At 34.5% G+C, this 6,284-nt stretch carries 7 protein-coding genes (1 of these 7 cut by a window edge); 5 read left to right on the top strand and 2 right to left on the bottom strand.

The window, feature by feature from the left end; all coding sequences use genetic code 11:
• Positions 1-74 precede the first annotated feature (74 nt).
• Positions 75-1,319: an ornithine--oxo-acid transaminase gene (gene rocD / locus QWY91_RS06925; RefSeq protein WP_290232984.1), complete on the bottom strand. Its 1,245-nt coding sequence runs from the start codon at positions 1,317-1,319 to the stop codon at positions 75-77.
• Positions 1,320-1,481: 162 nt separating this feature from the next.
• Between rocD and rlmD the strand changes: the two genes are divergently transcribed.
• The 3 genes from rlmD to QWY91_RS06940 are packed head-to-tail and all read left to right on the top strand — an operon-like array spanning position 1,482 to position 4,238.
• A complete protein-coding gene (gene rlmD, locus QWY91_RS06930; RefSeq protein WP_290232986.1) occupies positions 1,482-2,891 on the top strand; it encodes a 23S rRNA (uracil(1939)-C(5))-methyltransferase RlmD in 1,410 nt (469 codons plus the stop codon).
• Positions 2,891-3,478 (top strand): DUF6452 family protein, encoded by a 588-nt coding sequence (locus QWY91_RS06935; RefSeq protein WP_290232987.1) that lies wholly within the window; start codon positions 2,891-2,893, stop codon positions 3,476-3,478. Before rlmD ends, QWY91_RS06935 begins: the two co-directional genes overlap by 1 nt.
• The gene (locus QWY91_RS06940) at positions 3,471-4,238 is read left to right on the top strand and encodes a DUF6048 family protein (RefSeq protein ID WP_290232989.1); all 768 of its coding nucleotides are present in this window, start codon (positions 3,471-3,473) and stop codon (positions 4,236-4,238) included. The genes QWY91_RS06935 and QWY91_RS06940 overlap by 8 nt, the downstream gene beginning before the upstream one ends.
• Here the strand turns inward: QWY91_RS06940 and QWY91_RS06945 are convergent.
• Positions 4,235-5,392: a THUMP domain-containing class I SAM-dependent RNA methyltransferase gene (locus QWY91_RS06945; RefSeq protein ID WP_290232990.1), complete on the bottom strand. Its 1,158-nt coding sequence runs from the start codon at positions 5,390-5,392 to the stop codon at positions 4,235-4,237. The genes QWY91_RS06940 and QWY91_RS06945 overlap by 4 nt on opposite strands.
• 145 nt (positions 5,393-5,537) lie before the next feature.
• Between QWY91_RS06945 and QWY91_RS06950 the strand changes: the two genes are divergently transcribed.
• Entirely contained in the window at positions 5,538-6,206 is a 669-nt protein-coding gene (locus QWY91_RS06950; protein WP_290232992.1) for a ZIP family metal transporter, read from the top strand.
• Between the two features lie 33 nt (positions 6,207-6,239).
• On the top strand, positions 6,240-6,284 hold the beginning of the coding sequence (locus QWY91_RS06955) for a DUF4268 domain-containing protein (protein WP_353958646.1). The gene runs 357 nt beyond the window's last position; only the first 45 of its 402 coding nucleotides appear in the window; it begins with the start codon at positions 6,240-6,242; the stop codon falls past the right edge of the window.

Below are 6,284 nucleotides of genomic sequence, written 5' to 3' on the forward strand. Positions count from 1 at the left end.
AAGATTTTTTAAAATTGATGTAAATAAAAATCCCCGGAATTCCGGGGATTTTTATTTTTTGAAGAATACATCAATTATTTCTCAAATTGCTTTAAAGTTTTCGTAATAATATCCACGCAATCCTTTAATTGTTCTTCATTCATCACTAACGGTGGGGCAAAACGAATTATGTTACCATGTGTAGGTTTTGCTAATAAACCATTTTCTTTTAAAGCCATACAAATATCCCAAGCTGTTGAGCTATCCCCTGTATCATTAATAAGAATAGCATTTAGTAAACCTTTACCTCTTACTAACTCAACAATATTCGAGTTTCTTATATAATCATCCAATAATCTACGGAATAAGCCTCCAAGTCTTTCTGCGTTTTCCGCAAGCTTTTCGTCTTTTATAACTTCAAGTGCTGCATGAGCCACAGCACAGGCTAAAGGATTTCCTCCAAAAGTAGATCCATGCTGTCCTGGTTTGATGACATTCATTACATTGTTATTTGCTAATACCGCTGAAACGGGATACACACCTCCAGAAATTGCTTTACCAAGAATAAGTACATCTGGCTTCACATCTTCGTGATCTACCGCGAGTAACTGCCCGGTTCTAGCTATTCCGGTTTGTACTTCATCTGCAATAAATAATACATTATGCTTTTCACAAAGCGCTTTAGCTCTCTTTAGATATCCTTCTGAAGGAACATAAACTCCTGCTTCTCCCTGAATTGGTTCAACCAAAAATCCGGCGATGTTATCATTTTCCTTTAATGCCTGCTCTAAAGCATCGACATCATCATAAGGTATTTTCTGAAAACCTGGAGTATATGGACCAAAATTTCTTCTGGCTCCTTCATCATTGGAGAAAGAAATTATAGTTGTTGTTCTTCCGTGGAAATTGTTTTCACATACAATTATTTCAGCTTCCGTTTCTTTAACTCCCTTAGTCTCGTAAGCCCATTTTCTAGCTAATTTAATAGCAGTTTCTACAGCTTCAGCACCAGTATTCATTGGTAATAACTTATCAAAACCAAAGTATTCTGTAGCGTACTTTTCAAAAGGTCCCAAAACATCGTTGTGAAATGCTCTGGAAGTTAAAGTTAATGTAGCTGCCTGCTTATTTAAAGCTTCAAGAATTTTTGGATGACAGTGACCTTGGTTAACAGCAGAATATGCTGAAAGAAAATCATAATATTTTTTTCCTTCTACGTCCCAAACATGCACACCTTCTCCTTTGCTTAAAACAGCCGGCAGCGGATGATAATTATGAGCTCCGTGCTGTTCTTCTAATTCTATTGCCTGTTCAGAAGAATTAATTTTAGATAATGACATTCTTTGTTCAATTTTATTCATTAATATTTACAATTCCTTCTTATTCTGTTTTACAGATTAGGAGAGAAATCACCCATTTAATGTCTCCGCAATTTACTAAATGTTTAATGAATTTTTTAAAGACATCCACTATAAATCCTGCAATTATTCTATTTTTGCGCTATGGGAAGAAGGAATAAAAATAAGCTTTTTGAAGCTGTGGAAGTTGTAGATGCTGGGGCTAAAGGTAAAAGCATCGCAAAATCGCCAGATGGCCGAGTAATATTTGTAAATAACGCAGTGCCGGGTGATATTGCCGATATACAAACTACTAAGAAAAGAAAGTCTTATTTTGAAGGTACTGCCGTAAAATTTCATTCAATTTCAGAAAAACGTGTAGAGCCTGTCTGCCAACATTTTGGAACCTGTGGTGGTTGCAAATGGCAGTTTATGGATTATAAGTACCAATTAGAATATAAACAACAGGAAGTTACCAATAACTTACAACGATTAGGAAAAATAGAACTTCCAGAGATTACCCCAATATTAGGAAGTAAGGAAATCTATTTTTATCGTAATAAAATGGAATTTTCTTTTAGTGATAGCCGTTGGTTAACGCTGGATGAAATACAAAGTGGTAAAGAATTTGACGATAAGAATGCATTAGGATTCCATATTCCCGGAATGTGGGACAAAATTTTAGACATCAAAAAATGTCACTTACAGGAAGATCCCAGCAATGCTATCCGGAATTTTGTGAAAATCTTCGCCACACAAAATAGCATTCCATTTTTTAATACCAGAGCACAAACCGGACTTCTACGCACATTGATGATTAGAACTTCCAGCAATGGTGAAATTATGGTTCTTATTCAGTTTTTTGAAGAAGAAAAAGCAAGTAGAGAATTATTACTGAATGGGGTAGCTGAAGAATTTCCTGAAATCACCTCGCTTCAATATGTGATTAATAATAAAGGAAATGATACTATTTATGATCAAGAAGTAATTTGCTATAAAGGAAGAGATCATATTTTTGAAGAGATGGAAGGTCTCAAATTCAAAATTAATGCAAAGTCTTTTTACCAAACAAATTCGGCACAAGCTTACGAGCTTTATAAAATAACTCGCGAATTTGCCGATTTAAAAGGTGACGAGTTAGTTTATGATCTATACACAGGCACAGGGACTATTGCTCAATTTGTTGCTAAAAAAGCAAAAAAAGTGATTGGTGTAGAGGCTGTTCCAGAAGCTATACAAGATGCAAAAGAAAACGCAGAAAGAAACGGTATCACCAATACTGAATTCTTTGCCGGAGATATGAGAAAAGTTTTTACTTCAAATTTTATCAATAAACATGGCCATCCAGACGTTATTATAACAGATCCACCACGTGACGGAATGCATAAAGACGTTGTTGCACAAATTATCGGTATTTTACCAGAGAAAATAGTTTACGTAAGCTGTAATTCGGCAACTCAGGCAAGAGATCTTGCGTTACTAGATGAATATTATAAAGTAACTAAGATTCGCCCTGTCGACATGTTTCCGCAAACTTTTCACGTAGAAAATGTGGTTTGTTTAGAAAGAAAATAATGCACTTAAAAATTAGACATTCTTACTTACTCATTGGGATTTTTACATTCGCATTATTTGCGGGATGCCAGCGAGACGACATCTGTCCAGAGAGCACAGATACAACCCCGATGTTAGTAATCAACTTTTTTGATGAAAATTCAAGTTCTTTAGAACCAAGACCTTCGGTAAATCTAACCATCCGCGAAGTAGGTAGAGAAACAATTGATACATTATATTATAGAGAAAATAGACAAAGTATCAGGATTCCGTTAAGAACAGATAGGGATAGTACTAAATATGAGTTTGTGCAAAATGGAGTGATTTTTGACGAAAATGGAGATCCCGATCCAGAGCTAAATGAAGAAAACGATACCAATACAGATATTATCACTTTTAACTATAGTCGCGAAGAAGAATATATTAACCGCGCCTGTTCGTTCAAAGTAAATTTTCTAAACATGTCTTACCTTACCGATGGAGGAGACGATGGTCGATGGATTAGCCGCATGCGTCTTTTGGTTGAAGATGTCGTAACGGATAATTTTAATAATGTAGAAAACGATCCTGATGCTAATACTGCTCATTTAAATTTATATTTTGAATAGAATAGTAAAAAAACATACTAGCAAGAATAATTTGCTATCGGCAATTCTTAGTCTTTGTTGCATCCTTTGCTTCCAAGTAAATTTAATTGCTCAGGAAAGGAACTTAGATTCAGAAACTAACACTCCAGAAACGCTGAATGATACCACCTACAGAGAAAAATACGGACTTAGAATAGGAATCGATCTTAGCAAATTAGCGAGAACTTTTTTTGAAGACAATTATACCGGTTTTCTTATTGAAGGGGATATGAGAGTTTATAAAAACTATTATGCTGCTGCTGAAATTGGTAATGAAACTTTACCGTTTAATGAAGATGAAATCGAAGTATCGGCTTCCGGTAGCTTTATCAAATTAGGGGTCAACTATAATGCTTATGAAAACTGGGCAGGAATGGAAAATATTGTTTTTGCCGGTATACGCTATGGCTTTTCTACATTCAGTCAAGATGTAGAACAATATAGAATCTATACAAGAAACACCTATTTTGATGATGATATTAGGCGAGATCGCGGGGAAACTTCTGGCCTTACTACTGGTTGGATAGAATTAATGGCCGGATTTAAAGTAGAAGTTTTAAACAACCTATTTCTATCTGCAAACGTTCAATTAAAAAGCCGCGTTAATGAGAGTAAACCAGAAGATTTTGATAATCTCACCATACCAGGCTTTGGTAGAACATTTGATGATAGCAAATTCGGAATAGGATACGGCTATTCCATATCCTATTTAATTCCTATCTTCAAAAAAGCCAAAAACTAGACTTGTTTTTTGTGTTTTTTACTTCCCTCGTAAATTTCATATTTCAAAAAGCGAGATTCAAGACCTCCGTTAAACATTTTCACTTTTCTGGACGGTCGTAATCCCACACTTTTCATAGCTTCAGTATCTGAAGTTATAAACCAGGCTTCTGTTCCTGGATAACTTTGCTTCAGGGTATCCCCTATTCTTTTATAAAATTCAGCAATATTAACTTCTAAGCGTTCCCCATAAGGCGGATTAAAAACCATGTGTAAATGACCATCGGTCTGCTTTTCAGTTTCAAAAAAATCTGTCCGTTCTATTTTAACAAATTCAGACAAGTTTGCGTTTTTCACATTCTCCTTGGCCTTTTCAACTGCAGATGGTGCTTTATCATAACCTATTATTTGAAAATGAAAGTCACGTACTTTCTTCAAACAAGATTCTTCAATTTTATCGAATAAACTTTCATCCCAATCTTTCCAGCGTTCAAAACCAAATTCTTTTCGGTTAATATTAGCCGGAATATTACAAGCAATCATAGCGGCCTCCACTGGGATAGTTCCACTACCACACATAGGATCCATAAAATTACATTCACCGTGCCAACCAGATTTCATAATCATTCCCGCGGCAAGAATTTCGTTTATAGGAGCAATATTTGTTGCGGTTCGATAGCCCCTTTTATGTAAAGATTCTCCACTAGTGTCTAACGAAACGTTACACCAGGTTTTTTCAATATGAATATCTATTTTTAGATCAGGGAATTTTAAATCGATATTTGGTCTTCTACCGTACTTTTCTCGAAAGCGGTCTACAATCGCATCTTTAGTCTTTAAAGAGATATATTTTGAGTGTGTAAAAACTTCAGAATGCAAAGTGGCATTTATAGCCAAACTACCGTCTACGTCCAATAACGAATCCCAATCCAGATTTTTTATATTTTGATATAAATCTTCTTCAGAAAAAACTTTAAATCCGGCATACGGTTTCAGGATTTTAATAGCAGTGCGTAGGCATAAATTCGCTTTATACATAAAACCTTTGTCTCCTACAAAACTAACAATACGGTTGCCTTCTTTCACTTCCATAGCTCCAAGATCAAGAAGTTCCTTTGCTAATAAAGGTTCGAAGCCAAAAAAAGTTTTCGCTATCATTTTAAAATTGCCTGCCATAATTTTGTTTTAAAGAACAGCAAAATTACACTATTTTCGCAGCAAATAATAGCACAAAGTCAATTGCTTAAAAATTTTATTATTTCTGAAATTATTTAAGAGAACGAGCGACTAACCAGCTTCATAATTTTACTTATTACAATTAATGATTTTTATATTACCGTTAGTAGCAGTTTTAATTGGCTATTTAATTGCTAAATTTCTGAAGCCTTCATCTTCTACTAGTTTCAAACTTCTACTATCCTTTAGCGGTGCGTATTTATTGTCTGTAACAGTATTTGATCTATTACCTGAAGTATATGAAGAAGGCGGTAAAGATATTGGTGTTTTTATTCTCTTAGGTCTTTTATTCCAGATTATACTGGAATTTATCTCTAAAGGATTAGAACATGGTCACATGCACCATGATCCAAACTCTAAGAAATTCCCAATATTATTACTTTTAAGCTTGGGTATCCACTCTTTTCTTGAAGGATTTCCTTTAAATGAAAGCAGTCATTTACTATATGGAGTGGCAATTCATAAAATACCTGTTGCCGCTATATTAAGTATTTTTCTTTTCAATTCGAAATTAGGAAAAACTAAAGCTATTTTATTTCTTTTACTATTCGCTCTTATGACTCCGCTTGGTAGCCTTTTAAAACTACAATTTGATTTTATAGAAAAGTATGCTGCATATATCAACGCAACAGTAATCGGAATATTTCTTCATATCTCTACAACAATATTATTCGAGGCTTCAAAAAATCATAAATTTAATGCCTCTAAACTTACAGTGATCATTTTAGGCATTTTACTCGCCTATTTAATTTAATCGTTCATGTTCAGTAAATCGGAAAGTAAAATTTTGAGACAGAAATTCTGGACAAGTTTTGGACAGGAATATCCTAGA

Origin of the sequence: Zunongwangia endophytica, from assembly GCF_030409505.1 — a bacterium.
Taxonomy (GTDB): Bacteria; Bacteroidota; Bacteroidia; order Flavobacteriales; family Flavobacteriaceae; genus Zunongwangia; species Zunongwangia endophytica.